Annotated in this window: 24 protein-coding genes; 7 read left to right on the forward strand and 17 right to left on the reverse strand. The window is 72.5% G+C overall.

The genetic code is table 11. From position 1 onward, the window contains the following. Positions 1-93: 93 nt before the first annotated feature. From IEY98_RS32770 to nadD, 6 genes are all read right to left on the reverse strand, one after another. Entirely contained in the window at positions 94-1,458 is a 1,365-nt protein-coding gene (locus IEY98_RS32770; protein ID WP_229787094.1) for a ComEA family DNA-binding protein, read from the reverse strand. Positions 1,459-1,521: 63 nt separating this feature from the next. After that, positions 1,522-2,370 (reverse strand): DegV family protein, encoded by an 849-nt coding sequence (locus IEY98_RS20055; protein WP_189212105.1) that lies wholly within the window; start codon positions 2,368-2,370, stop codon positions 1,522-1,524. Positions 2,371-2,395: 25 nt separating this feature from the next. Further along, positions 2,396-3,100 (reverse strand): diglucosylglycerate octanoyltransferase, encoded by a 705-nt coding sequence (gene octT / locus IEY98_RS20060; protein ID WP_189212106.1) that lies wholly within the window; start codon positions 3,098-3,100, stop codon positions 2,396-2,398. Further along, positions 3,097-3,711: a histidine phosphatase family protein gene (locus IEY98_RS20065; RefSeq protein WP_189212107.1), complete on the reverse strand. Its 615-nt coding sequence runs from the start codon at positions 3,709-3,711 to the stop codon at positions 3,097-3,099. Before IEY98_RS20065 ends, octT begins: the two co-directional genes overlap by 4 nt. Then, positions 3,708-4,094, reverse strand: a complete 387-nt coding sequence (gene rsfS / locus IEY98_RS20070) for a ribosome silencing factor (protein WP_189212108.1) — start codon at positions 4,092-4,094, stop codon at positions 3,708-3,710. The genes IEY98_RS20065 and rsfS overlap by 4 nt, the downstream gene beginning before the upstream one ends. 51 nt (positions 4,095-4,145) lie before the next feature. Then, a complete protein-coding gene (gene nadD / locus IEY98_RS20075; RefSeq protein ID WP_189212109.1) occupies positions 4,146-4,739 on the reverse strand; it encodes a nicotinate-nucleotide adenylyltransferase in 594 nt (197 codons plus the stop codon). A gap of 97 nt (positions 4,740-4,836) precedes the next feature. Here nadD and IEY98_RS20080 point away from each other — a divergent pair, with 97 nt between their 5' ends. The 4 genes from IEY98_RS20080 to IEY98_RS20095 are packed head-to-tail and all read left to right on the forward strand — an operon-like array spanning position 4,837 to position 9,259. Next, positions 4,837-5,520, forward strand: a complete 684-nt coding sequence (locus tag IEY98_RS20080; protein ID WP_189212110.1) for a nitroreductase family protein — start codon at positions 4,837-4,839, stop codon at positions 5,518-5,520. Positions 5,521-5,535: 15 nt separating this feature from the next. Beyond that, the gene (locus IEY98_RS20085) at positions 5,536-7,575 is read left to right on the forward strand and encodes a RecQ family ATP-dependent DNA helicase (RefSeq protein ID WP_189212111.1); all 2,040 of its coding nucleotides are present in this window, start codon (positions 5,536-5,538) and stop codon (positions 7,573-7,575) included. Positions 7,576-7,586: 11 nt separating this feature from the next. Beyond that, positions 7,587-8,552 carry a DUF2891 domain-containing protein gene (locus IEY98_RS20090; RefSeq protein WP_189212112.1) on the forward strand — a complete coding sequence of 322 codons (966 nt, stop codon included), beginning with the start codon at positions 7,587-7,589 and terminating at the stop codon, positions 8,550-8,552. Further along, complete coding sequence (locus tag IEY98_RS20095) at positions 8,549-9,259, forward strand: methyltransferase domain-containing protein (RefSeq protein WP_189212113.1); 711 nt, start codon at positions 8,549-8,551, stop codon at positions 9,257-9,259. Before IEY98_RS20090 ends, IEY98_RS20095 begins: the two co-directional genes overlap by 4 nt. Here IEY98_RS20095 and proB read toward each other — a convergent pair. From proB to IEY98_RS20125, 6 genes are all read right to left on the reverse strand, one after another. After that, entirely contained in the window at positions 9,245-10,366 is a 1,122-nt protein-coding gene (gene proB, locus IEY98_RS20100) for a glutamate 5-kinase (protein ID WP_189212114.1), read from the reverse strand. The genes IEY98_RS20095 and proB overlap by 15 nt on opposite strands. Beyond that, positions 10,363-11,805, reverse strand: a complete 1,443-nt coding sequence (gene obgE, locus IEY98_RS20105) for a GTPase ObgE (protein ID WP_189212115.1) — start codon at positions 11,803-11,805, stop codon at positions 10,363-10,365. The genes proB and obgE overlap by 4 nt, the downstream gene beginning before the upstream one ends. Positions 11,806-11,879: 74 nt before the next feature. Further along, the gene (gene rpmA / locus IEY98_RS20110; RefSeq protein WP_189212116.1) at positions 11,880-12,137 is read right to left on the reverse strand and encodes a 50S ribosomal protein L27; all 258 of its coding nucleotides are present in this window, start codon (positions 12,135-12,137) and stop codon (positions 11,880-11,882) included. Positions 12,138-12,151: 14 nt separating this feature from the next. Continuing rightward, complete coding sequence (gene rplU, locus IEY98_RS20115) at positions 12,152-12,463, reverse strand: 50S ribosomal protein L21 (RefSeq protein ID WP_189212117.1); 312 nt, start codon at positions 12,461-12,463, stop codon at positions 12,152-12,154. 155 nt (positions 12,464-12,618) lie between these two features. Further along, complete coding sequence (locus IEY98_RS20120; protein WP_189212118.1) at positions 12,619-15,225, reverse strand: Rne/Rng family ribonuclease; 2,607 nt, start codon at positions 15,223-15,225, stop codon at positions 12,619-12,621. Positions 15,226-15,408: 183 nt separating this feature from the next. Next, positions 15,409-16,152: a TIGR03936 family radical SAM-associated protein gene (locus IEY98_RS20125; RefSeq protein ID WP_189212119.1), complete on the reverse strand. Its 744-nt coding sequence runs from the start codon at positions 16,150-16,152 to the stop codon at positions 15,409-15,411. A 222-nt stretch (positions 16,153-16,374) separates the two neighbouring features. Here IEY98_RS20125 and IEY98_RS20130 point away from each other — a divergent pair, with 222 nt between their 5' ends. Beyond that, positions 16,375-17,739 carry a S8 family peptidase gene (locus IEY98_RS20130; RefSeq protein WP_308425907.1) on the forward strand — a complete coding sequence of 455 codons (1,365 nt, stop codon included), beginning with the start codon at positions 16,375-16,377 and terminating at the stop codon, positions 17,737-17,739. Here the strand turns inward: IEY98_RS20130 and IEY98_RS20135 are convergent, their stop codons facing one another. Next, positions 17,740-19,701: a TIGR03960 family B12-binding radical SAM protein gene (locus IEY98_RS20135; protein WP_189212121.1), complete on the reverse strand. Its 1,962-nt coding sequence runs from the start codon at positions 19,699-19,701 to the stop codon at positions 17,740-17,742. It lies immediately after the preceding gene. 78 nt (positions 19,702-19,779) lie between these two features. On the opposite strand from IEY98_RS20135, the gene IEY98_RS20140 reads away from it, so the two are divergent. After that, positions 19,780-20,064: a type II toxin-antitoxin system Phd/YefM family antitoxin gene (locus IEY98_RS20140; RefSeq protein WP_189212122.1), complete on the forward strand. Its 285-nt coding sequence runs from the start codon at positions 19,780-19,782 to the stop codon at positions 20,062-20,064. Next, the gene (locus tag IEY98_RS20145; RefSeq protein WP_189212123.1) at positions 20,054-20,458 is read left to right on the forward strand and encodes a type II toxin-antitoxin system VapC family toxin; all 405 of its coding nucleotides are present in this window, start codon (positions 20,054-20,056) and stop codon (positions 20,456-20,458) included. The genes IEY98_RS20140 and IEY98_RS20145 overlap by 11 nt, the downstream gene beginning before the upstream one ends. Here IEY98_RS20145 and IEY98_RS20150 read toward each other — a convergent pair. The 4 genes from IEY98_RS20150 to ndk all read right to left on the reverse strand — a co-directional run bounded on the left by IEY98_RS20150 (position 20,455) and on the right by ndk (position 23,535). After that, the gene (locus tag IEY98_RS20150; protein WP_189212124.1) at positions 20,455-21,309 is read right to left on the reverse strand and encodes an ABC transporter permease; all 855 of its coding nucleotides are present in this window, start codon (positions 21,307-21,309) and stop codon (positions 20,455-20,457) included. The two genes, IEY98_RS20145 and IEY98_RS20150, sit on opposite strands and share 4 nt — an antisense overlap. Beyond that, complete coding sequence (locus tag IEY98_RS20155) at positions 21,310-22,110, reverse strand: ABC transporter permease (RefSeq protein ID WP_189212125.1); 801 nt, start codon at positions 22,108-22,110, stop codon at positions 21,310-21,312. Then, on the reverse strand, positions 22,110-23,045 hold the full coding sequence (locus IEY98_RS20160) for an ABC transporter ATP-binding protein (protein ID WP_189212126.1): 936 nt from the start codon (positions 23,043-23,045) through the stop codon (positions 22,110-22,112). Before IEY98_RS20160 ends, IEY98_RS20155 begins: the two co-directional genes overlap by 1 nt. Positions 23,046-23,124: 79 nt before the next feature. Beyond that, entirely contained in the window at positions 23,125-23,535 is a 411-nt protein-coding gene (ndk, locus tag IEY98_RS20165; protein WP_189212127.1) for a nucleoside-diphosphate kinase, read from the reverse strand. Positions 23,536-23,551 lie beyond the last annotated feature (16 nt).

Genomic DNA, 23,551 nt, shown 5'->3' on the forward strand with positions numbered 1-23,551 from the left:
TGGCCGCGCACCGCTCACGGGCTGGTTGCGCAGCAGATACCGGGCCGCTCGAAGCGGTGACCCGTCGGCGAGGTGGCGTGGCGCGGGTAGTGGTCAGCTGACGGTGACCAGGTCTTTGAGTTTGTCGTAGCGGGCTGGGCCGATTCCTTCGATCTGGCGGAGTTGGCTGATCTCGGTGAAGCCGCCGTGGGCGTTGCGGTACTCGACTATGCGTTGGGCGGTGACGATTCCCACGCCGGGCAGGGCGTCCAGTTGGTAGACCTGGGCTGTGTTGAGGTTGGTGAGCGGTGGTTTGGCCGGGTCGGCGACGGCGGGTGGGGTGACGCCGACGTGGATCTGCTCGCCGTCGATGAGGCGGCGGGCGAGGTTGAGGGTGCTGGTGTCGGTTCCGGGGAGGGGGCCGCCGCTGGCCGTGATGGCGTCGATGACCCGGGAGCCGGTGGGGAGTTCACGGACGCCGGGGGACTTGACCTTGCCTTGGATGTCGACGGTGACGGCCGTTTTGGGTTGGTCTACGGGCAGGGCGGCGGTCGGGGGTGCCGCCGCTGGTGCTTCCGGGGTGCTGGGCAGTGCGATCAGTCCCGCGAGGAGGGCGCCTACCGCCACGGCGATGACGGCGGCGGCACGGGACAGGCGACGGCGACGACGCTGGGGTGGTTCGGGGTCGAGGACGGAATCAGGGTCGAGGTCGTCGGGATCGAGGTCCGGTTCGGTGAGGGCGGGGTCGATCGGCTGGTAGTGGTCGGTCCTGGTGGGTGTGTGGGGTGCGGGAAGGTCCGGCTCGGCGTACGGGGGCATGGCCGAGCCGGGACCCGCGGGAGTCCGGCGGCTTGGGGATGGGGTGGACTCGGGGAGGTCTGGCTGACCTGCGTGGGAAGACAGGCTGGCCGACGCGGCCAAGACTTCATTCGGTGCCGAGGGCCGGTCAGATGACAGGTAGTCGGAGGCACGGCGGAAGGGACCCTGAGCCGCGCGAAGTGCCGAAGGCGCGTCAGCCGACAGGTTGTCGGAGGCACGGCGGGAGGAACCCGAAGCCGCGCCAAGCGCCGAACGCTCGTCAGCCGACAGGTTGTCGGAGGCACGGCGGGAGGAACCCGAAGCCGCGCCAAGCGCCGAACGCTCGTCAGCCGACAGGTTGTCGGAGGCACGGCTGAAGGAGCCCGAAGCCGCGCGAAGTGTCGAAGATTCGTCAGTCGACAGGTTGTCGGGGGTGCGTCGGAGTGAGTTCAGGGTGGTGCGGAGGGGTTGGTGGGTGTGGGGTGGGTGGTCGGGGTCTTCGGTTGGGTACGCGGGGAGGGTGCCGGTGAAGGCGCCTGAGGGTTTGGTCCAGCGGTTGAAGAAGCGGGTCATGGGGTGGTGTTGGTCCGCATAGGACGGTAGGGAGCCGTTGTCCCAGGGGCGGTCGATGGCGCGGCTGAGGCGGGCGAGGGCTTCGTCCACAGAGGCTTTCGTCTTCATGCCATCGACGGTAGGAGCCGCGCTCACCCCGCGGCCACCCCCGCCCCGCCGCCTGTGGATAACTCAGGTGCAGATCGCGATCCCCAAGACGCCGGGGCCGGTGTGGGCGCCGATGACCGCGCCTACCTCGCTGACGAAACAGCCCGCTGATGCCGGGAGGCGTTCGTCCACTCGGGCCGCCAGGTCGGCGGCTCGTTCTGGTGCCCCCAGGTGGTGCACGGCCATGCGGACCTCGCCCGAGGGGAGTTCTGCGACGGCCGCCGAGGCCAGGTCGACCAGGCGGGACAGGGCTCGGGTTGTCGTGCGGACCTTCTCAAGGGGCTGGATGCGGCCGTCTGCCACGTGAAGGACCGGCTTCACCGACAGGGCCGTGCCGAAGAGGGCGGCCGCCGCGCCTATCCGGCCGCCTCGGCGGAGGTACTCCAAGGTCTCCACGACGAACAGGCAGCGGGTGCGGGCCGCCGCGGCCACCGCGGCGGCCTCGACCTCCGCGCCGGCGCCTCCCGCCGCGGCCACCGAGGCCGCGCGGAGGGCCGCGAAACCCAAGCCCATCGCGATCGTCCGGGAGTCGACCACGTGGATGCGCGTCGGGTCGACCTCGTCGGCCGCAAGGCGGGCTGATTCCCACGTGCCGGACAGGTCCCGCGAGAGGTGCACCGAGACCACACCCTCGTACCCCGACGCCAGGAGGGCGCGGTAGCGGACGGCGAAGGCCTCCGGGTTCGGGCGGGACGTCGTGACCGTGCGGTGGTCGCGGAGGGCTCGGGCCAGTTCGTCCGGGCCGATGTCGACGCCGTCCCGGCCGGACTCGTCGTCGATGTGGACGGTCAGGGGAACCACGTGGACGGCGTGCCGGTCGGCGAACCCCTCGGGGAGGTACGCGGTCGAGTCGGTGACTACGGCGAACGGCACGGTGCGTGAGCCTAACCGGCGGCCGTCAGTCGAGCAGCGGGCCGATCAGCTCGGCGAACGCCTTGCCGACCTGCTCGTGCGCCTGCCAACCCCAGTGGATGCCGTCGGGATTGCCCTGCCCGCTCAGCACGTGGTCGCCCACGATGTCGGCCAGATCCAGTAGCGGCACCCCGTTCGACGCCGCCCACGATGTGATCGCGCGCACAGCAGCCGCCCGACCATGGTGTACCCCCGCGTACCCCTCCGACCGGTGCACGGACGGCAACACGGCGACAGCGGGCAGCGACGGGCGCAAAGCCCGGATCGCGCCCAGCGTCCGGTCCAGGTACCGCACCGACAGCGCGGGCGGCAGCGCCACGCGCCGGGACACGCGGGACAAGTACGGCATCGACCTCAGGTACGCCGAGCGCACACACCGCCGGACGCGGTCGGAGTGCAGGTAGCGGATGCCCTCCCGCAGGTACGTCGGCACGGGCGACGGCAGCGTGTCCATCCCGCCCACGCCCAGGACCAGCACCGACGCCTTCGGCAGCACGGGCCACACGCGCGGGTCGCCGACCAGCGACCAGTACGCGTCGCGGGCGGTCCAGCCGAAGCCCGCGAACAGCTCCGCCGAGCCACCGAGCGCGGCCGCTGCCAGGTTCGGCCAGAGCCGGGGATCGTCGGCGGGATGCGGCCCGTCCGGCCCGTGGAAGGCCAGCGAGTCGCCGAACACGAGCAGGGTGGTCACCCGGTGATGCCCGCGTTGTAGGCGATCAGCCGCCAGGCCATGCCGCTGGTCTCGCGGCGGGCGAGCACGGTCCAGTGGCAGTTGCCGATGCCCGCGAGCAGGGGCCAGCTCTCCAGCGGCAGGTTCAGCAGGTGCGCGGTCAGCGCGGTGATCAGGCCGCCGTGCGCGCACAGCAGGGCGGTCTCGGCGTCGCCGTCGTCGAGGTCGGCGACCACCTCGGCGGCCCGGGCGGCCACCTCGACGCGCGGCTCGCCGCCGGGCGGGGCCCAGGTCGGGTCGGTCTGCCAGATCTTGCGGGCGCCCGGGTACTCCGCGTCCACCTCGGTCAGGGTCTTGCCCTGCCACAGCCCCAGGTGGGTCTCGCGCAAACGCTTGTCAATGCGCAGGGGGACGCCGCTCGCGGAGCTGAACACGGTCGCGGTGTCGGTGGCGCGGCGCAGGTCGGAGGTGACGACGACGTCCGGGGCGAACCGCACCAGCGCGGGCACGGCGAAGCGGGCCTGGTTCCACCCGATCTCGGTCAGGTTGGAATCGATGTGGCCCTGCATGCGACCCGTGGCGTTGTAGTCCGTCTCCCCGTGCCGCCACATCACGACCCTGCGCAGCGTCACGTGGCGTCGTCCTCCTCCGCGGGCGGACCGGCCTCGAACGGGACGCGCGGGCAGTCCTTCCACAGCCGCTCCAGGCTGTAGAAGGAGCGCTCCTCGGCGTGCTGGATGTGCACGACGACGTCGACGAAGTCCAGCAGGACCCAGCGGCCCTCGCGGGCGCCCTCGCGGCGGACCGGCTTGGTCCCCGCGGCGCGCATCTTCTCCTCGACGTTGTCGACGATGGCCCCGACCTGCCGCTCGTTGGCCGCCGACGCGATGACGAAGCAGTCCGTGATGACGAGCTGGTCGGAGACGTCGAGCACGACCACCTCGGTCGCCTTCTTGTCGGCGGCCGCCGCCGCGGCGACGAGGGCCAACTCGCGGGCTTGCTCCGTGGCTGCCACGGCACTCCTTGGGGTATTCGCTGACACAACCCGTCGAGGGTACCCGCCGCCTCAGCGTTCGCCGACGTAGAGCCGCCGTTTGGAGATGTACTGCACGACGCCGTCGGGCACGAGGTACCAGACCGGCTCCCCCTTGGCGACCCGCTCCCGGCAGGCTGTGGACGAGATCGCCATGGCCGGCACCTCGACCAGGCTCACCGACCCGGTGGGCAGGTGCGTGTCCGCAAGGTCGTAGCCCGGACGGGTGACGCCGACGAAGTGGGCGAGGGTGAACAGCTCGGCGGCGTCGCGCCAGGACAGGATCTGGGCCAGCGCGTCGGCGCCGGTGATGAAGAACAGCTGCGCGTCCGGGTTGAGCCCGCGCAGGTCGCGCAGGGTGTCGACGGTGTAGGTGGCGCCCTCGCGGTCGATGTCGACCCGGCTGACGGAGAAGCGCGGGTTGGACGCGGTGGCCACGACCGTCATCAGGTAGCGGTCCTCGGCGGCGCTGACCCGGCGGTCGCCCTTCTGCCACGGGTGGCCGGTGGGCACGAACACGACCTCGTCGAGGTCGAAGCGCGCCTGCACCTCGCTGGCCGCGACGAGGTGCCCGTGGTGGATCGGGTCGAAGGTGCCGCCCATGATCCCGATACGGCGTTCCGCCATGGCGGTAACGGTACCCGCGCCCGTTCGGATCATGTCGCGTAGACCTATGACTACCTGGTATGAGGTACGGCCGCGGTTTGCTTGTAACACTCCTGCCATGGCTTGGGAACCGATCCACGATCAGCCCTACACGCCCGTTCCGTACAACCCGGTGCGGATGAGCGTGGAGGACTCGCTGCGCGCGTCCGCGGAACTGCGCGCCAAGATGGACCAGCGCCGCACAGTGCGCGCCTTCTCCACCGATCCGGTGCCGGAACAGGCGGTGCTCGACGCGATCGCCGTCGCTTCCACCGCGCCGTCGGGGGCCCATCAGCAGCCGTGGACGTTCGTGCTCGTGCAGGACCCCGAGGTGCGCGCGAAGATCCGCGAGGCCGCCGAGCGGGAGGAGCAGATCTCCTACGCAGGCCGCCTCGGCGAGGAGTGGCTCTCCGCGCTGCGCCCGCTGGGCACGGACCAGAACAAGCCGCACCTGACCGACGCGCCCTACCTGATCGTCGTCTTCGAGCAGCGGTACTACCTGGACGGCGACGAGCAGCACAAGCACTACTACGTCGACGAGTCGGTCGGGATCGCCGTCGGCATGCTGATCACCGCGCTGCACCTGGCGGGCCTCGCGGCGCTGACGCACACGCCCAGCCCGATGAAGTTCCTGTCCGAGGTGCTCAACCGCCCGCGCAACGAGAAGGCGTTCGCGGTGATCCCGGTGGGCTACCCCGCGCCGGACGCCACCGTGCCCGACCTCGTGCGCAAGGACCTGGAGCAGGTGCTCGTCCGCGTCTGAGGTATCAAGGGAGGCGTGGACGAGCAGGCACTGCGCGCATCGGCGGAACGCCGGCTGCGCGCCCTGGCCGGTGAGGGCGCCCGGCTGCGCGAGGACCAGTGGACCGCGATCCGGACGCTGGTCGCCGAGCGCGGCCGGGCGCTGGTCGTGCAGCGCACCGGGTGGGGCAAGTCGGCGGTGTACTTCGTGGCCACGGCCCTGCTGCGGGAGCTGGGCGAGGGCCCGACGGTGATCGTCTCGCCGCTGCTGGCGCTGATGCGCAACCAGGTGGCCGCCGCAGCGAAGGCGGGCGTGCACGCGGCGACGATCAACTCGGCGAACCCGGGCGAGTGGACCGCGGTGCAGGAGCAGGTGACCGCGGGCGAGGTCGATGTGCTGCTCGTCTCACCGGAACGGCTGAACAATCCCGATTTCCGGGACACTGTGCTGCCGTCGCTGACCGCGTCGGCCGGGATGCTGGTGGTCGACGAGGCGCACTGCATCTCCGACTGGGGGCACGACTTCCGGCCGGACTACCGGCGGCTGCGCACCCTGCTGACCGACCTTCCCGCGGGCGTGCCCGTGCTGGCCACGACGGCGACCGCCAACGACCGGGTGGTGCGCGACGTCTCCGCGCAGCTGGGGTCGTCGTCGGTGCTGCGGGGGCCGTTGGACCGGGAGAGCCTGCACCTGGCGGTGCTGCGGCTGCCGACGGCGCAGGCGCGCCTGGCCTGGCTGGCGGAGAACCTGCCGCGGTTCACCGGATCGGGGATCATCTACACGCTGACGGTGGCCGCCGCCGAGGAGTTGGCGGGCTTCCTGCGCGACCGCGGGTTCCCCGTCGCCGCCTACACCGGGCGCACCGACCCCGAGGAGCGGCTGCGGGCCGAGGAGGACCTGCTGGCCAACCGGGTCAAGGCGCTGGTGGCGACCTCGGCGCTGGGCATGGGCTTCGACAAGCCCGACCTGGGCTTCGTGGTGCACGTGGGCGCCCCGCAGTCGCCGATCGCGTACTACCAGCAGATCGGGCGCGCGGGCCGTGGCGTCGAGCGGGCGGACGTGGTGCTGCTGCCCGGCGTCGAGGACAAGGACATCTGGTCGTACTTCGCCTCGCTGGCGTTCCCGCCCGAGCAGGTGGTGCGGCAGGTGCTGGACGCGTTGACCGACAAGCCGATCTCGACGCCCGCGCTGGAGCCGCTGGTCGAGCTGTCGCGCAACCGGCTGGAGATGGTGCTCAAGGTCCTCGACGTGGACGGGGCCGTGCGGCGGGTCCGGGGCGGCTGGACGGCGACGGGCGAGCCGTGGGAGTACGACGCCGCGCGGTACGGCCGCATCGCCGAGGCCCGCGACGCCGAGCAGCGGGCGATCCTGGACTACCAGTCGACCGACGGCTGCCGCATGGAGTTCCTGCTGCGCACCCTGGACGACCCGCACGCCGCGCCGTGCGGCCGCTGCGACAACTGCACCGGCCGCCGCTGGAGCGCGGAGGTGTCCGCCTCGGGCGTGGACGCCGCGCGCGAGCGGCTGCGCAGGCCGGGCGTGGAGATCCCGCCGAAGAAGCTGTGGCCGACGGGCATGTCCGCGCTGGGCGTGCCGCTGTCGGGGAAGATCAAGCGGCCGCTGGAGCCGGGACGGGCGCTGGGGCGGCTGACGGACATCGGGTGGGGCAACCGCCTGCGTGAACTGTTCGCCGGACCCGACGGCCCGGTGCCGGACGACGTCGTGGACGGGTGCGTGAAGGTGCTCGCCGCGTGGGACTGGGCGGCCCGGCCGGTGGGCGTGGTGACGGTGGCGTCCGGGTCGCGGCTGGCGCGGGACCTGGGCGAGCGGATCGCGGGCATCGGGCGGCTGCCGCTGCTGGGCGAGGTGTCCGTGGGCCACGGGGCGCGGGCCAACAGCGCGCAGCGGCTGGCGGGGCTGTGGGCCGGGCTGCGGTTCGACGGGACCGTCGCCGGTCCGGTCCTGCTGGTGGACGACCGGGTGGACACGGGGTGGACGATGACCGTGGCGGGCACGGCGCTGCTGGACGCGGGCGCGGAGGCGGTGCTGCCGTTCGCCCTGGCGACGACGACCTGACTGGGGACCACATGTGGGCAGACCTGCTGACCGAGCGCGCCGAGGAACTGGCGCGCACCGCGATCGACTCCATCCGCCGCGAGTTCCCGTACCACCTGCGGCACATGATGCAGGGGCCCGGCGACCATCCCGCGCATCCGAGGGACGTGCACCCGAGCTTCCACGGCAGCTTCGACTGGCACTCCTGCCTGGAGATGCACTGGGTCCTGGTCCGGCTGCACCAGTCCGATCTGGACGTTCCCAGGGGTGGCATCGAGGCGCTGCTGGACGAGCGGCTGGCGCCCGAGGCGGTCGCTGTCGAGGCGGCGTACTGCGCGGAGAATCCCCACCACAGCAGGCCGTACGGGCAGGCGTGGGCGCTGTGGCTCGCGCACGACGCGGCGGGCTCGCGGTGGGCGGACGCGCTCGCCCCGCTGGCGCGGACGGCCGCCGCGAACTTCACCGCGTGGCTGCCCAAGCTGACCTACCCGGTGCGACAGGGCATGCACGGCAACACGGCGTTCGCGCTGTCGCGCATCCTGCCGTACGCGGAGGCCAACGACCCGGCGCTGCGCCAACTGGTCGTCGACACGGCGCTGCGGATGTTCGCCTCGGACAAGGCCTACCCGGCCGACTACGAGCCCAGCGGGTTCGACTTCCTCTCCCCCGCGCTCTGCGAGGCCGAGCTGATGGCGTCGGTCCTGCCGGACTTCCCGGCGTGGCTGGCGGAGTTCCTGCCGGAGGCGGCGTTCACCCCGGCGCACGTGTCCGACTCCACCGACGGCCTGATCGCGCATCTCCACGGGCTGAACCTGAGCCGCGCGTGGGGGCTGCGGCGGATCGCGAGCGCGCTGCCGCCGGACGACGCGCGCGTCGAACCGCTGCTGGAGTCGGCGAAGCGGCACGCGGAAGCCGCGCTGTCCGAGGTCAGCGGCTCGGACTTCGCCGTCGAGCACTGGCTGGCCGTGTACGCGCTGCTGCTGTTGGACGTCCGATGACCGCCTATCTCGACCGGATCGAGTCGATGCCCGGGATGGCCGAGGCCCGCGCGCGGGTCATGGCCATGCTGGCGCTGCCGCCGCGCTCCACGGTGGTCGACGTCGGCTGCGGCGCGGGCCACGCCGCCGCGGAACTGGCCGCGGCGGGGCACCGGGTGATCGGCGTCGACCTCGCCGAGGACGCGATCGCCCTGGCCCGCTCGCGGCATCCGGCCATCGAGTTCCACGTCGGCGACGCGGCCGCGCTGCCGCTGGCGGACGGGTCTGTCCAGGGCTACCGCGCCTCGCGGGTCCTGCACAAGGTCCCGGACGCGGCACTGGCCCTGGCGGAAGCGCACCGCGTGCTGACGCCGGGCGGGCGCGCGGTGCTGGTGGGGCAGGACTACGGGATGGTCGTGGTGGACGGGCCTGAGGACATCATCCAGGCGGCGCGGACGGTGTTGAACAGGAAGCACGCGGGCCGCCGCTTCCGCGCCCTGCTGCTGGACGCGGGCTTCCATGACGTCACGGTCGAGGTGCACACGACGGTCAACACCGACCACGCGATGATGACCCCGTCCCTGATGGTCCTGGCGAACGGCGCGGTGGACTCAGGTCGAGTGACACGCGCGGAGGCCGACGCGTGGCTGGCGGACCAGGCCGCCCGCGGGGAACGCGACCGCTTCCTGAGCGCCTGGCCGATGTTCTACGTCTCAGCCGTGCGCTAGCGCGACCAGGTCGTCGGCGTGGACGACCTCGCGGCGGTGCTCGGCCGGGAGGTCGCGGGTGGATTGGCCGATGAGGTCGGGCAGCTCGGTGGAGTCGTAGGCCACCAGGCCGCGGGCCACGACGCGGCCGCTGGGGTCGGTCAGGTCCACGACGTCGCCTGCCTGGAAGTCGCCGGAGACGGCGGTGATTCCCGCGGCCAGCAGGGAGCGGCGGCGGGCGACCACGGCGGCGACGGCGCCCTCGTCGAGGGTCAGGATGCCGGTGGAGTCGGCGGCGTAGGCGAGCCAGAAGCGGCGGGCGGTGAGCCTGCGGCCGGAGGCGGTGAAGGCGGTGCCGACGTCGGCGGAGGTCAGGGCGCGGTCCGCCGCTGCGGCGGAGGCCAGCAGGACCGGGACGCCCGCGACGGAGGCCAGGCGGGCGGCGGCGAGTTTCGAGGCCATGCCGCCGGTGCCCAGGCCGGAGCCGGACGCGCCCGCGTCGACGTCGGCGACGTCGGCGGCGTCGGTGACCTCCTCGATGGGCCGCGCCGCGCCGAGCCGGGGGTCGCCGTCGTAGAGTGCGTCCACATCGGACAGCAGGACCAGGGCCTCGGCGCCGATGAGGTGGGCGACCAGGGCGGCCAGGCGGTCGTTGTCGCCGAAGCGGATCTCGTCGGTGGCGACGGTGTCGTTCTCGTTGACCACTGGGACCACGCCCAGCGCCAGCAGGCGGGACAGGGTCCGCTGGGCGTTGCGGTAGTGCGCGCGGCGCACCACGTCGTCCGCGGTCAGCAGCACCTGGCCGACGCGCAGGCCGTGGCGGGCGAAGGACTCGACATAGGCGTGGCCGAGCGCCAGCTGGCCCACGCTCGCCGCCGCCTGCTGGGTGGCCAGGTCGCGCGGTCGGCGGGCCAGGCCGAGCGGCGCGAGGCCCGCGGCGATGGCGCCGGAGGACACCAGCACGACCGACGACGTCGCCCGCCGCGCCGCCAGGGCGTCGACCAGGGCGTGCAGGCGGTCCGGGTCGAGGCCGCCCGCGGCGGTGGTCAGCGACGACGAGCCGACCTTGACCACCACGAGGCGGGCGGCGGCGACCGCGGCGCGGGTCGCCGAGCGCAGACCGGTCATTCCGCCTCGTCCGGCTTCTCCAAGCCGCGGCGGACCCTGCGGGCGTGCTTGCGCTCGGCGGCGCTGATGCGGTCGTCCTGCTCCAGGCGGGGGTCGCTGCCCCGGGAGAACATGGTCATCGCGATGCCCGCGGGCGTCGACGGCTCCCAGTCGAAGGTCATGTCGCCGATGGTGACCGGGCAGCCGGGCCGCGCGCCCGCCTTGGCCAGCGCCTCCTCGACGCCCAGCCGCGCCAGCCGGTCGGCCAGGTAGCCGATGGCCTCGGCGTTGTCGAAGTTCGTCTGCCGCACCCAGCGCTCCGGGCGCTCGCCGCGGACGATGAACGCGCCCTCCTCGGCCGGGTTGGCCTCGATGGTGAAGCCGCTGTCGTCGACGGCCCTCGGCCGCAGGACGATCCGGGTCGGCTCGACGATCGGCCGCGCCGCCCGGTCCTCCTCCACGATCCTGGCCAGGGCGAACGTCAGCTCGCGCAGCCCCTCGCGGGTGGCGGTCGAGACCTCGAACACGGGCAGGCCGCGGGCCTCGATGTCCGGGCGCACCAGCTCGGCCAGCTCCCGCGCCTCGGGCACGTCCATCTTGTTCAGCACGACCATCCTCGGCCGGTCGGCCAGCGTGCCGCCCAGCGCCGGGGTGTAGCGGGCCAGTTCGGCCTCCAGCGCGTCAATGTCCGAGAGCGGGTCGCGGCCGGGCTCGTCGGTCGCGCAGTCGACGACGTGCACCAGTACTGAGCAGCGCTCGATGTGGCGCAGGAAGTCCAGGCCCAGGCCCTTGCCCTCGGACGCCCCCGGGATCAGCCCGGGCACGTCGGCCATGGTGAACACCGTCTCCCCCGCGGTGATCACGCCCAGGTTCGGCACCAGCGTGGTGAACGGGTAGTCCGCGATCTTCGGCTTGGCCGCCGACAGCACCGCGATCAGCGACGACTTGCCCGCCGACGGGAACCCGACCAGCCCGGCGTCGGCCATCGAGCGCAGCTCGAGCACCAGGTCCCGGGTGTCGCCGGGCTCGCCGAGCAGCGCGAACCCGGGCGCCCTGCGGGCCTTGGACGCCAGCGCCGCGTTGCCCAGCCCGCCGCGCCCGCCCTGGGCAGCGACGAAGCGGGTGCCGTGGCCGACGAGGTCGGCCAGGATCTCCCCGTCCTGGGACATCACGACGGTGCCCTCGGGCACCTTGAGCTCCAGGTCCTGCCCGTTCGCGCCGTCGCGGTTGGAGCCCTGCCCCTGCTTGCCGTGCGTGGCGACCGCGTGCGGGCGGAAGTGGAAGTCGAGCAGCGTGTGCACGTTGGCGTCGACGACGAGCACGACGTCGCCGCCGTTGCCGCCGTTGCCGCCGTCGGGGCCGCCCAGAGGCTTGAACTTCTCCCGGTGGACCGACGCGCACCCGTTGCCGCCGTTGCCGCCGGAGACGTGGATGACCACCCGGTCGACGAATCGGGACATGACTTCCTCTCAGACACGACAAAGGGCGGGCCAAGGCAGGCCCGCCCTCGTCATAGGGGTCTCGCGGTCGGGCCTCAGGCCTCGACCGGGACGATGTTGACGGTCTTGCGACCGCGCCGCGTGCCGAACTGGACGGCGCCCGCGGCCAGCGCGAACAGCGTGTCGTCCTTGCCTCGGCCGACGTTGACGCCCGGGTGGAACTTGGTGCCGCGCTGGCGGATCAGGATCTCACCGGACTTGACGACCTGGCCGCCGAACCGCTTCACGCCCAGGTACTGGGGGTTCGAGTCGCGCCCGTTGCGGGAGCTGGAAGCACCCTTTTTGTGTGCCATGGCTGCTCAGGTCCTCACTTCACCGTGATGCCGGTGACCTCGACGCGGGTCAGCTTCTGCCGGTGACCCTGGCGCTTGTGGTAGCCGGTCTTGTTCTTGAACTTGTGGATCCGGATCTTCGGGCCCTTGGTGTGCTCGACGACCTTGCCGGTCACCGCAACCTTCGCCAGGGCGTCCGCGTCCGTGGTGACGTCGGTGCCGTCGACGACCAGCACCGCGGCAAGGCTGAGTTCGGTGCCCGGCACGCCCTCGAGCTTCTCGACCTCGACGACGTCGCCGACAGCCACCTTGTACTGCTTGCCGCCGGTCTTGACGATCGCGTACATCGGACGGAAGTCTCCTGCTGCTAGACAGTGGGGGTCATGCTCTCCAGGGTCACGCTGAGGCGGACCAGGCTTGGTGCACGACACGGCCCACCAGTGAGGCGGGCCGTGCTACAGCGTACGTGCCGCCGGAAACCAGGGTCAAACCGGGTCCCGGGTCAGCCCTCGGCGTCCACCCCGACCGGCGGTCCGGCCGGGCGGGACGCGGCCCTGCGGCGCCTGCGCGGGGCCGCGGGGGCCAGCGCGGCCTCCGGCACCCTGCCGTTGCCGTTGCGGGCCTGCTCGGGCACCTCGGGGCCCGCGGCGTCCGGGTCGTCGTCGCCCGCGCGGACCGTGGACCGCGCGATCTGGGCGACGGCGGCCTTGGCCGCCTCCCGCTCCGGCTCCGGGGCGACCGGCTCCTCCTTGGGCGCCTCGACGGCCTCCTTCTCCTTGGCCGCCGCCCGGTCCTCGCCGCGGTTGCGGGAGCGCTTGGACTCCTTCTGCCCGCCGCCGCTCTGGCCGCCCTGGCCGCTCTGACCGTTCTGCTGGCCGTTGGCCGACTTCACGATCGGCTCGGTCGAGACGTTCACGCCGCGGCCCTTGCAGTGCTCGCACGTGGTGCTGAACGCCTCGAGCAGGCCGGTGCCGACCCGCTTGCGGGTCATCTGGACCAGGCCGAGCGAGGTGACCTCCGCCACCTGGTGGCGGGTGCGGTCGCGGCCGAGGCACTCGGTGAGCCGCCGCAGCACGAGGTCGCGGTTGGACTCCAGCACCATGTCGATGAAGTCGATGACGATGATGCCGCCCACGTCGCGCAGCCGCAGCTGGCGGACGATCTCCTCGGCGGCCTCCAGGTTGTTGCGGGTGACCGTCTCCTCCAGGTTTCCACCCGACCCGGTGAACTTGCCGGTGTTGACGTCGATGACGGTCATCGCCTCGGTGCGGTCGATCACCAGGTAGCCGCCGGAGGGCAGCCACACCTTGCGGTCGAGCGCCTTGAGCAGCTGCTCCTCGATGCGGTGGGTGGTGAAGGCGTCCTTGGGCCCGCTGTGCCTGCGCACGCGGTCGGCCAGCTCGGGCGCGACGTGGCGGACGTAGGCGTCGATGGTCTCCCAGGCGGTGTCGCCCTGGACGATCAGCGCGCTGAAGTCCTCGGTGAACAGGTCGCGGACGACCTTCACCAGCAGGTCGGGCTCCTCGTAGAGCAGCGTGGGGGCCGAGCTCTTGGCCGAGCCGCCCTTGCCCGAGCCCTTGCGGCCGGTGCCCGCGTCCGCCTTCTCCTTGATGACCTGCCACTGCGCCTGCAGACGGCGCACGTCGCGGCCCAGCTCCTCCTCGCTGATGCCCTCCGACGCGGTGCGGATGATCACGCCCGCGTCCTCGGGGACCACGCGCTTGAGCACGTCCTTGAGCCTGCGGCGCTCGTTCTCCGGCAGCTTGCGGGAGATGCCGGTGGCCCCGCCGCCGGGCACGTAGACCAGGAACCGGCCGGGCAGCGAGATCTGGGTGGTCAGCCGGGCGCCCTTGTGGCCGACCGGGTCCTTGGTGACCTGCACCAGCACGCTGTCGCCGGTGGACAGCGCCTGCTCGATCTTGCGGGCCTTGCCCTCCAGCCCGGCGGCGTCCCAGTCGACCTCGCCCGCGTAGAGCACGGCGTTGCGGCCGCGGCCGATGTCGACGAAGGCGGCCTCCATGCTGGGCAGCACGTTCTGCACGCGGCCCAGGTACACGTTGCCGACCAGCGAGCCGCTGCCGGACGAGGTCACGAAGTGCTCGACGAGCACCCCGTCCTCCAGCACGCCGATCTGGGTGCGGTCGCTGTACTCGCGGACGACCATCGTGCGGTCGACGGCCTCGCGGCGGGCCAGGAACTCGGCCTCGGAGAGGATCGGCGCGCGCCTGCGCCCGGCCTCGCGGCCGTCGCGGCGGCGCTGGCGCTTGGCCTCCAGCCGGGTCGAGCCGCGCACGCTGCGCACCTCGTCGCGGGCGGCGTCGCGCTCGGCGCGGTCGTCGCGGACGTCCCGCGACTCGCGGACGTGGGTGACGGTGTTCGGCGGGTCGTCGGCCTCGGCGGCGTCGGCGTCCTCGCCGCCCTTGCGGCGGCGACGGCGGCGGCGGCGCTTGCTGCCCCCGTCCTCGTCGGCCTCGGGCTGCTCGGCCGCCTCGGGCTGCTCGGCCTCGGCGGACTCGGTCTCGTCGGCGTCGGCGGCGTCGTCGGCCCCGCGACCCCGGCCGCGGCCTCGGCGGCCCCGGCGGCGGCGCCTGCCCGCGCCCTCGTCGCCATCGGCGTCGGCGTCGGCCGCGTCGGCGGCCTCGTCGACCTGCTCGTCGGGCTCGGGCTCCGGTTCGGGCTCGGGCTTGGCCTTGCGGCGCGACGGGGCCGCGGCCGGGTCCGGCGCCTGGAACAGCGGCGACGCCGAGGCGAACACCGGCAGCGCGGGCACCCGGGCGGCGACCGCCCTGGGCTCCTCGACTTCCTCGACCGCCTCATCGACGACCTCGTCAACGCTGTCGGCGCTGTCCGGGCTGTCGGGGCTGTCGGGGCTCTCGGCCTGCTCCCCCGCCAGCGCGGCGGCGACCCGCAGCGCCAGGTCCTTGGCCACGCTCGACTGCGCGCCGCGGGCGGGTTCGCCCAGCTCCTCCAGCGCGCCGAGCACCTCGCGGCTGCTCACGCCGAGCAGCTTGGCCAACGCGTGCACGCGCACCTTGGCGGGCAGGTCGGCCAGCGCGGGTGTGGTGGCGGCCCCGCCGGTCTCTCCGGCAGGGTTCGACATATCCGACATGTAGCTCCTCCGCCCCCGGGCGCGCTGGGTGCGCGGCCGCTCAGGGGCCCTAGTTGTCCAATCCGCCGCGTGGGAGCGGCGGGAATCCTCGCCTCCGCCGGACCGCTCCGCATGGCACGGCGGGCGGGCGCGACGTCAGGTCACGCGACGACAGCGTGGCGCGATCCGGGCTCGGCGACCGCGCTATCCGGCCGACGCGGCCCTGTCCGGGGCCAGCGGGTCGGACAGCGCACCGACATCGTCCAGCCGCCCCTGCGCCAATCGGGTCGCCTTCGCGGGCACCGGCTGGTCGAGGGCGGCGACGACACGGAGCGCGCTCAGTACGTCGTCGGGCCGAACGGCCGGTGTTGTCTGCCGGACGACCATACGCAGTATCCCACACGGACCGTCCCCGGCGGGCATGTCGATGCCCACAGCGGGTCGCCCGTCGGCGGGATCGGCCACCTCCGCGCGGATCACCGCTGGTCGCACGTCGATCTCGCGCGTGCCGTCCTTGGTGCGGCGGGAGACCATGACGTGCTCCTCGGCGAGCAGCCGGTCGACGGCGGCGCGCAGTGTGTCCGACGACACGCCCGGCATCTCGACCAGCCACTCGGCGGCGTCGACCCGGTCGGCCAGCGAGCCCGGCCCGGCCGCCACCACGTCGAGCACGTCGAGCCCGGGCGGCAGGGCCTCGTCGAGGGCGCGCGCGAGGGCCGAGGGGTCGACCGCGGCCACGAGCTGGACCTCGACGTACTCGGCCTCGCTCGCCACGCCGGTGGGCGCAGCGCCGATCCAGGAGATCTTCGGGTGCGGGCTGAAGCCCTGCGAGTAGGCCATCGGCACGCCCGCGCGGCGCAGCGCCCGCTCGAAGGCGCGCGCGACGTCGCGGTGGGAGGTGAAGCGGAGCCTGCCCCGCTTGGCGTACCGCACGCGCAGCTTCTGCACCGGCGGCGCCGAGGGGTTGGGCTGGTCCTTCCGGCTCAGGGGTTGCTCCTTCTGGTGGCACTGGCACTGCTCCCCTGGTGAGCAATGCGCGTGCCTGGCACCGTACCCTCAGCGCCAAATACGCCGACGCGCTTGTTTCCCGAAGGCGTCGTGGCTACCGTCCGCGATGCAGTGGACAGCAGACGCCGTAGCAACCGGCGGACCCAGCACTGGAGGTCGCCCGTGCCTCTGCTGCGCCGGACCTTGGCGGCAGCGGTCAGCGTCGCGCTCGTCGCGACGACCCAGGTCACCCTCGCCGTCGACGCCGCGGCCGAGCCGCGCTCGGGCTGTTCGACCAGCGGGCCGACCCTGCGTTACGTGGTCCTCTTCGACGCGGGCACGGCCGCTGAGGACGCCAAGCTGGACACCACCGTCGCCTGCGGGTCGCTGACGGGCTACTACGCGCAGATCGCCGTGGGCATCGCCGTCTCGGCCGACCCCGCCTTCGCCGACCGGATGGGCCGCGACCGGGCCTTCAGCGCCCGGTCGGTCACCGCGGGTGAGCGGGGCAACCCGCCGCTGAGCTCGGGCGGCCCGGTCGCCCCCGCCGACCGCACGGGCGAGCAGTGGAACATGACCATGATCGGCGCTGACCGCGAGCGCGCGGTCAGCGCGGACGTGCTGGTCGGCGTGCTGGACTCCGGCATCGACGCCACCCACCCCGACCTCGTCGCCGCCGTCGACCCGACGGTGTCGGCGGGCTGCCTGACCGGCGTGGCCGACCCGAGGCCCGCCGCGTGGGCGCCGACGACCTCGCCGCACGGCACGCACGTCGCGGGCCTGATCGCGGCGGCCGACGACGGCAGAGGCATCACCGGGGTGGCCCCCGGCGTGCGGCTGGCCTCGGTGAAGGTCGTCGACGACGCCGGGTACGTCTACCCGGAGGCCGTGATCTGCGGGCTGATGTGGGCCGCGGCCAAGCGGATGACCGTGACGAACAACTCCTACTTCGTCGACCCGTGGCTGCTGACCTGCGACCGCGAGGCCGAGCACGTCGTCTTCGAGGCGGTCCGGCGCGCGGTCGACTACGCCTCGATCCGCGGTGTGCTGACGGTCGCGGCGGCGTCCAACGAGAACACCGACCTGGCCGCGCCCAGCGGCGAGACGGCCGACAGCCGGGGCAGGCGGACGCTGGACGGCAGCTGCAAGCTCCTGCCGGGCGGCCTGCGCGGCGTGGTCGCGGTGTCGGCGGTCGGCCCCGATCAGGTGAAGTCCGGCTACAGCGCCTACGGCCTCGGCGTGGTGGACGTCACAGCGCCCGGCGGCGAGGAGGGCGACTGCGTGCTCTCCACGGTGCCGGGCGGCTACGGGACGGCCTGCGGGACCTCGATGGCCGCGCCGCACGTGACCGGTGTCGCGGCCCTGCTGGCCGGACAGCAGCCCTACGCGACGCCGCAGCGGCTGGCGCGGGCGCTCACCGGGCAGGCGCGGTCACTGCCCTGCCCCGCCGACTACGACCTCGACGGCGTGGCGGGACAGGACGCCTACTGCACCGGCTACGCCCGCTACAACAGCTTCTACGGGCACGGGCTGGTGCGGGTCCCCTAGCTACTGGGTCAACGCCGGGTTGCGCACCGGAGTGCCCTGGCCGACCGGGCTGATCGGCAGCAGCTTGCGGCCGGTGGGGCCGATCTCGATGTCGGTGCCCATCGCCGGGCAGACGCCGCAGTCGAAGCACGGCGTCCAGCGGCAGTCGTCCTGCTCGCGCTCGTCGATGGCGTCCTGCCAGTCGTCCCACAGCCACTGCTTGTCCAGGCCGGAGTCGAGGTGGTCCCAGGGCAGCACCTCGTCCTCGGTGCGCTCGCGGGTGGTGTACCAGGCCAGCGAGACGCCCAGCGGGGTCAGCTCGGCGTCGCAGGCGGCCACCCAGCGCTCGTAGGAGAAGTGCTCGCTCCAGCCGTCGAAGCGGCCGCCGTCGCGCCAGACCCGCTCGATGACCCGGCCGACCCTGCGGTCGCCCCGGGACAGCAGGCCCTCGATGTGGCTGGGCTTGCCGTCGTGGTAGCGCATGCCGATGCTGCGGCCGATGCGGCGGTCGGAGTTGACCGCCTCGCGCAGCTTGCGCAGCCGGGCGTCCACAGTGTCCGGGTCGGTCTGCGCGGCCCACTGGAACGGGGTGTGCGGCTTGGGCACGAACCCGCCGATGGAGATCGTGCAGCGGATGTCCTTCTGGCCGCTGGCCTCCCGGCCCGCGCGGATGACGTTGCGCGCCATCTCGGCGATCTGCAGGACGTCGTCGTCGGTCTCGGTCGGCAGCCCGCACATGAAGTACAGCTTCACCTGCCGCCAGCCGTTGGCGTAGGCAGTGCTGACGGTCTTGATGAGGTCCTCTTCGGACACCATCTTGTTGATGACGCGGCGGATGCGCTCGCTGCCGCCCTCGGGGGCGAAGGTGAGCCCGGAGCGGCGGCCGTTGCGGGACAGCTCGTTGGCCAGGTCGATGTTGAACGCGTCGACCCGGGTGCTCGGCAGCGACAGGCCGGTGTTGGTGCCGGTGTAGCGGTCGGCGAGCTGCTTGGTGATCTCGCCGATCTCGGAGTGGTCGGCGCTGGACAGCGACAGCAGGCCGACCTCCTCGAAGCCGCTGGCCGCCAGGCCCTGCTGCACCATCGCGCCGATGCCGTCGATGCTGCGCTCGCGCACCGGGCGGGTGATCATGCCTGCCTGGCAGAAGCGGCAGCCCCGGGTGCAGCCGCGGAAGATCTCCACGCTCATCCGCTCGTGCACGGACTCGGCGAGCGGGACCAGCGGCTGCTTCGGGTAGGGCCACGCGTCGAGGTCCATGGTCGTGCGCTTGGCGACGACCTCGGGGACGCGCTCGCGGTTGGGCGTGACGCTGGCGATGCGCCCGTCCTCGGCGTAGGCGACGTCGTAGAAGCGCGGGATGTAGACGGTGCCGGTCTCGGCGAGGCGGGTCAGCAGCTCGTCGCGGCCGCCCGGGCGGCCGTCGGCCTTCCAGGCGCGGATGATGTCGGTGATCTGGCCGACCGCCTCCTCGCCGTCGCCGAGCACGGCGGCGTCGATGAAGTCGGCGATGGGCTCGGGGTTGAACGCGGCGTGCCCGCCCGCCAGGACGACCGGGTCGTCGGTGGTGCGGTCGGCGGCGTGCAGGGGGATGCCCGCCAGGTCGAGCGCGTTGAGCAGGTTGGTGTAGCCCAGCTCGGTGGCGAAGCTGACGCCCAGCACGTCGAACGCCTTGACCGGCCGGTGCCCGTCGACGGTGAACTGGGGGACGCCGTGCTCGCGCATCAGCTTCTCCAGGTCCGACCAGACCGCGTAGGTCCGCTCGGCGAGCACGTCGGGCAGCTCGTTGAGGATCTCGTAGAGGATCATGACGCCCTGGTTGGGCAGCCCCACCTCGTAGGCGTCGGGGTACATCAGCGCCCAGCGGACGTTCGCCTGCTCCCAGGGCTTCACGGTGGCGTTCAGCTCGCCGCCGACGTACTGGACCGGCTTGGACACCCTCGGCAGCAGGGGCTCCAACTGGGGGAAGACCGACTCGACGCTCATAGTGCGTCCAGGGTAGCCCGTGCTTCGACCGGGTGATTACCGTAGCAACTCGTAGCGCATTGGTCGTATCCTGGGGCTATGACCAGGTACATCACCCAGCGGGAGATGCGCAACGACAGCGCCGCCATCTTCCGCGCGGTGGAGAACGGGGAGCACTTCATCCTCACCCGCAACGGTACTCCCATCGCCGAGGTGACCCCCATCCAGCGGCGCGCCTTCGTCCCGGTGGAAGAGCTGCAGCGGCTGGCCGCCCAGCTGCCCAGGATCGACTTCGACCAGTTCCGCGCCGATCTCGACGAGTACGTCGACCCCTACCTCGGCGACGACCCGTGGGAGCGGCAGGCGGCCCGCGATGACGCCTGAGCACGAGCGGGGCCTGCTCGACACCTCGGTACTGGTCGACCTGCCGTCCCTGCGCCTGCAGGACATCATCGGGAGCGCCGCGATCAGCGCGGTCACGCTCGCCGAACTCACCGCCGGGCCGTCCGCCACGAAGGACCCCGTCGTGCGCGCCAAGCGCCAGCAGTACGTCCAGTGGGTGGAAAACACCCTCGACGTGCTGCCGGTGGACGCATCAGCCGCCCGGTACTACGGCTACCTGTGCTCCTTGGTCTACGCGCAGGGTCGACAGCCGAGGGGGCGGATAGCCGACCTCCTGATCGCATCGACCGCGGCCGCGCGACAGCTCCCCCTGCTGACCCGCAACCCGAAGGACTTCGTCGGCCTCGAACCCGCGGTCACCGTGATCGCCGTCTAGGACAGCAACAGCTTGCCCAGCCGCCGCGAGGCCACGACCGTGCCGATGCCGATCATCACCGCGAAGTACGACAGGTGGCCCAGGATCGACATGTCGACAAAGCCGCCGCACAGGGCCCGCATGACCTCGATCGCGTGGTACAGCGGGAAGCACTTCACGATGAACTGCAGGAAGCCCGGGTAGACGGTGATCGGGAAGAACGTGGTGGAGAACAGGAACATCGGCAGCAGCGCCAGCTGCACGAGGTCGAAGTCCTGCCAGGAGCGCATGTAGGTCGTGCAGGCCATGCCGACCGCGGCGAAGGCGAACGCGATGAAGATGGCGGCGGGCAGCGCGAGCAGCGCCCATGGCGAGGTCAGCAGGCCCATGCCGAGCATGACCGCCAGGAAGCCGCCCGCGTACAGCGCGCCCCGGATCAGCGCCCAGGTGATCTCGCCGATGGCGACGTCGAGCGGGCCCAGCGGCGTGGCCAGCATCGCGTCGTAGAGCTTGGCGTACTTGAACTTGAAGAAGATGTTGAACGTGGCGTCGTAGACCGCGCCGTTCATGGCCGAGGCGGCCAGCAGGGCGGGGGCGACGAAGGCGACGTAGGACATCGGCTCGCCGGTGGGGCCGGTGACCTCGCCGACCAGCCGGCCGAAGCCGTAGCCGAGGCCGAACAGGTAGAACAGCGGCTCGAAGAAGCCCGACGCGATGGCCAGCCAGGCCTTGCGCTGGGTCATCACCGAGCGCTCGATGAGCACGCGGGCGCGGCCCGCGTACGTGCCCGCGGGCAGCAGGCGCAGCAGGAAGCCGGTGCGCGGCGGGATCGGCGGCGGCTCGGCGGAGCGGACCGTGGTGTCGGTGGACATCTAGACCGCCAGCCTCCGGGTGAACGTGCGCGTGCAGAGGTAGGCGCCCGCGGCGAACAGGGCGAGCAGGTACGCCGTGTGGCCGAGGGCGGCGAGCGGGTCGACGCCACCGAAGGACAGCCCGCGGGCCAGCTCCGTGCCGTGCCAGAGCGGGGTCGCCCAGACGACCGGCTGCGCCCATCCGGGGAGCTGCTCGACCGGGAAGAACGTGCCGGAGAACATCATCATCGGCATCACGATGAACCGGAAGATGGCGTTGAACTGCTGGCCCTCGGTCTCGATGGTCGACGAGTACGCCACGATCGGGGCCGCCATCGCCATCCCGGTCAGGATCGACACGGGCAGCGCCAGCAGGGCCGCGGGGCCGGTCAGCGCGCCGAGCAGGGCGGCGACGGCCATGAAGACCGCCCCGGACACCGCAAGCCGCACCGCGATCCACGCCAGCACGCCGCCGACCAGCGCCTTCGGGCCGATCGGCGTGGCGGTGACGGCGATGTAGTTGCGCTGCCACTTGAACGACGACAGCACCGGGAACGTCGACTCGAACGCCGCGGTCTGCATCGCTGCCGCGCACACCAGCGCAGGCGCGAGGTACTGCACGTACGGCAGGCCGAGCGTGGCGTCGCCCGCCCTGACCTGGGAGCCGAAGCCGAGGCCGAGGGCGATCAGGAACAGCAGCGGCGACAGGATGCTGGAGACCGCCGACGAGCGCCAGTTGCGCTTGTACCAGGTCCAGAACGCCTCGATGACCATCAGCGCCGAGCGCGCTGGGCCGATGGCGGTGCCGGTCGATGTGCGCATCAGTCCACCAGCGTCCGGCCGGTCAGGCGGAGGAAGACGTCCTCCAGCGAGCTGCGGCGCACCAGGCTGGACAGCGGGTGCACGCCGCGGTTGTGGGCCGCCTTGAGCGCGGCCTCGCCGTCGTCGGCGTAGAGCAGCAGCCGGTCGGGCAGCACCTCGACCCGGTCGGCGAGGTCGGCGACGTCGGGCACGGCGTCGGCCTGGGTGCCGGGGGCGAAGCGCAGTTCGAGGACCTCGCGGGTGGAGTACTGGGCGATCAGGCCCGCCGGGCTGCCCTCGGCGACGATCTTGCCGCCGTCCATCACCACCAGGCGGTCGCAGAGCTGCTCGGCCTCGTCCATGTAGTGCGTGGTGATGATGAGGGTGACGCCCTCCTGCTTGAGCCGGAAGAGGCGGTCCCAGAGCAGGTGGCGGGCCTGCGGGTCCAGGCCGGTGGTGGGCTCGTCGAGCAGCAGGAGCTCGGGGTCGTTGATCAGCGACCGGGCGATGGTCAGCCGCCGCTTCATGCCGCCGGAGAGCGGCTCCACCTCGTCGTCGGCGCGCTCGGCGAGCTGGGCGAAGTCGAGCAGCTCGACGGCCTTCGCGCGGACCTGCGCGCGGGAGAGGCCGAAGTAGCGGCCGTAGATGTGCAGGTTCTGCCGGACGGTCAGCTCGTTGTCGAGGTTGTCCAGCTGCGGGCAGACGCCGATGCGCGCCCGGATCTGCGGGCCGTCGCGGTTGGGGTCCATGCCCAGCACGGAGAGCTCGCCCCCGGTGCGCGGCGAGACGCACGCGATCATCCGCATCGTGGAGGACTTACCCGCGCCGTTGGGCCCGAGGAAGCCGAACGCCTCCCCGCGCTCGACTCTCAGGTCGATGCCGTTGACCGCCGCGAAATCCCCAAAGCGCTTGGTCAGCCCGTCGGCGTGGACCAGCGCGTCCCCGTTGTGCGCCACGTCGGGCACCCTAGACGGGGCCACCGACAATCCCCACCGGATTTCGGCGGGCCGCCCGGTCGCGGCCCGCCGCACCGGATCAGAGCTCGGGGAACCAGATCTTGATCTCGCGCTCGGCGGACTCGGTGGAGTCCGAGCCGTGCACCAGGTTGTACTGGACCTCGAGGCCGAAGTCCCCGCGGATGGTGCCCGGCGTCGCCTTCTCCACCGGGTCGGTCCCGCCTGCGAGCTGCCGGAACGCGGTCACCGCGCGCGGGCCCTCGACCACGGCGGCCAGCACCGGCCCCGAGGTGATGAAGTCGAGCAGGTCGCCGAAGAAGCTCCGCTCGGCGTGCTCGGCGTAGTGCTGCTCGGCCACCGACCGCTCGACGTTCCGCAGCTCCAGCGCGACGAGCTTCAGGCCCTTGCGCTCGATGCGGGAGATGACCTCCCCGACCAGCCCCCGGCTGACGCCGTCGGGCTTGACCAGGACCAGGGTGCGCTCACTCACGGCTTTCGGTACTCCT

The organism is Actinokineospora fastidiosa, assembly GCF_014648415.1.
In the GTDB taxonomy this organism is placed as follows: Bacteria; Actinomycetota; Actinomycetes; order Mycobacteriales; family Pseudonocardiaceae; genus Actinokineospora; species Actinokineospora fastidiosa.

Excerpts from the sequence above, each read along its gene's own strand:
- obgE (WP_189212115.1), bottom strand. The coding sequence starts at position 11,805 with ATGTCCCGATTCGTCGACCGGGTGGTCATCCACGTCTCCGGCGGCAAC.
- IEY98_RS20155 (WP_189212125.1), bottom strand. The coding sequence starts at position 22,110 with ATGCGCACATCGACCGGCACCGCCATCGGCCCAGCGCGCTCGGCGCTG.
- IEY98_RS32770 (WP_229787094.1), bottom strand. The coding sequence starts at position 1,458 with ATGAAGACGAAAGCCTCTGTGGACGAAGCCCTCGCCCGCCTCAGCCGC.
- proB (WP_189212114.1), bottom strand. The coding sequence starts at position 10,366 with ATGACCGGTCTGCGCTCGGCGACCCGCGCCGCGGTCGCCGCCGCCCGC.
- IEY98_RS20145 (WP_189212123.1), top strand. The coding sequence starts at position 20,054 with ATGACGCCTGAGCACGAGCGGGGCCTGCTCGACACCTCGGTACTGGTC.
- rplU (WP_189212117.1), bottom strand. The coding sequence starts at position 12,463 with ATGTACGCGATCGTCAAGACCGGCGGCAAGCAGTACAAGGTGGCTGTC.
- IEY98_RS20140 (WP_189212122.1), top strand. The coding sequence starts at position 19,780 with ATGACCAGGTACATCACCCAGCGGGAGATGCGCAACGACAGCGCCGCC.
- IEY98_RS20120 (WP_189212118.1), bottom strand. The coding sequence starts at position 15,225 with ATGTCGGATATGTCGAACCCTGCCGGAGAGACCGGCGGGGCCGCCACC.
- IEY98_RS20150 (WP_189212124.1), bottom strand. The coding sequence starts at position 21,309 with ATGTCCACCGACACCACGGTCCGCTCCGCCGAGCCGCCGCCGATCCCG.
- rpmA (WP_189212116.1), bottom strand. The coding sequence starts at position 12,137 with ATGGCACACAAAAAGGGTGCTTCCAGCTCCCGCAACGGGCGCGACTCG.
- IEY98_RS20095 (WP_189212113.1), top strand. The coding sequence starts at position 8,549 with ATGACCGCCTATCTCGACCGGATCGAGTCGATGCCCGGGATGGCCGAG.
- nadD (WP_189212109.1), bottom strand. The coding sequence starts at position 4,739 with ATGGCGGAACGCCGTATCGGGATCATGGGCGGCACCTTCGACCCGATC.
- IEY98_RS20135 (WP_189212121.1), bottom strand. The coding sequence starts at position 19,701 with ATGAGCGTCGAGTCGGTCTTCCCCCAGTTGGAGCCCCTGCTGCCGAGG.
- IEY98_RS20080 (WP_189212110.1), top strand. The coding sequence starts at position 4,837 with ATGGCTTGGGAACCGATCCACGATCAGCCCTACACGCCCGTTCCGTAC.
- IEY98_RS20090 (WP_189212112.1), top strand. The coding sequence starts at position 7,587 with ATGTGGGCAGACCTGCTGACCGAGCGCGCCGAGGAACTGGCGCGCACC.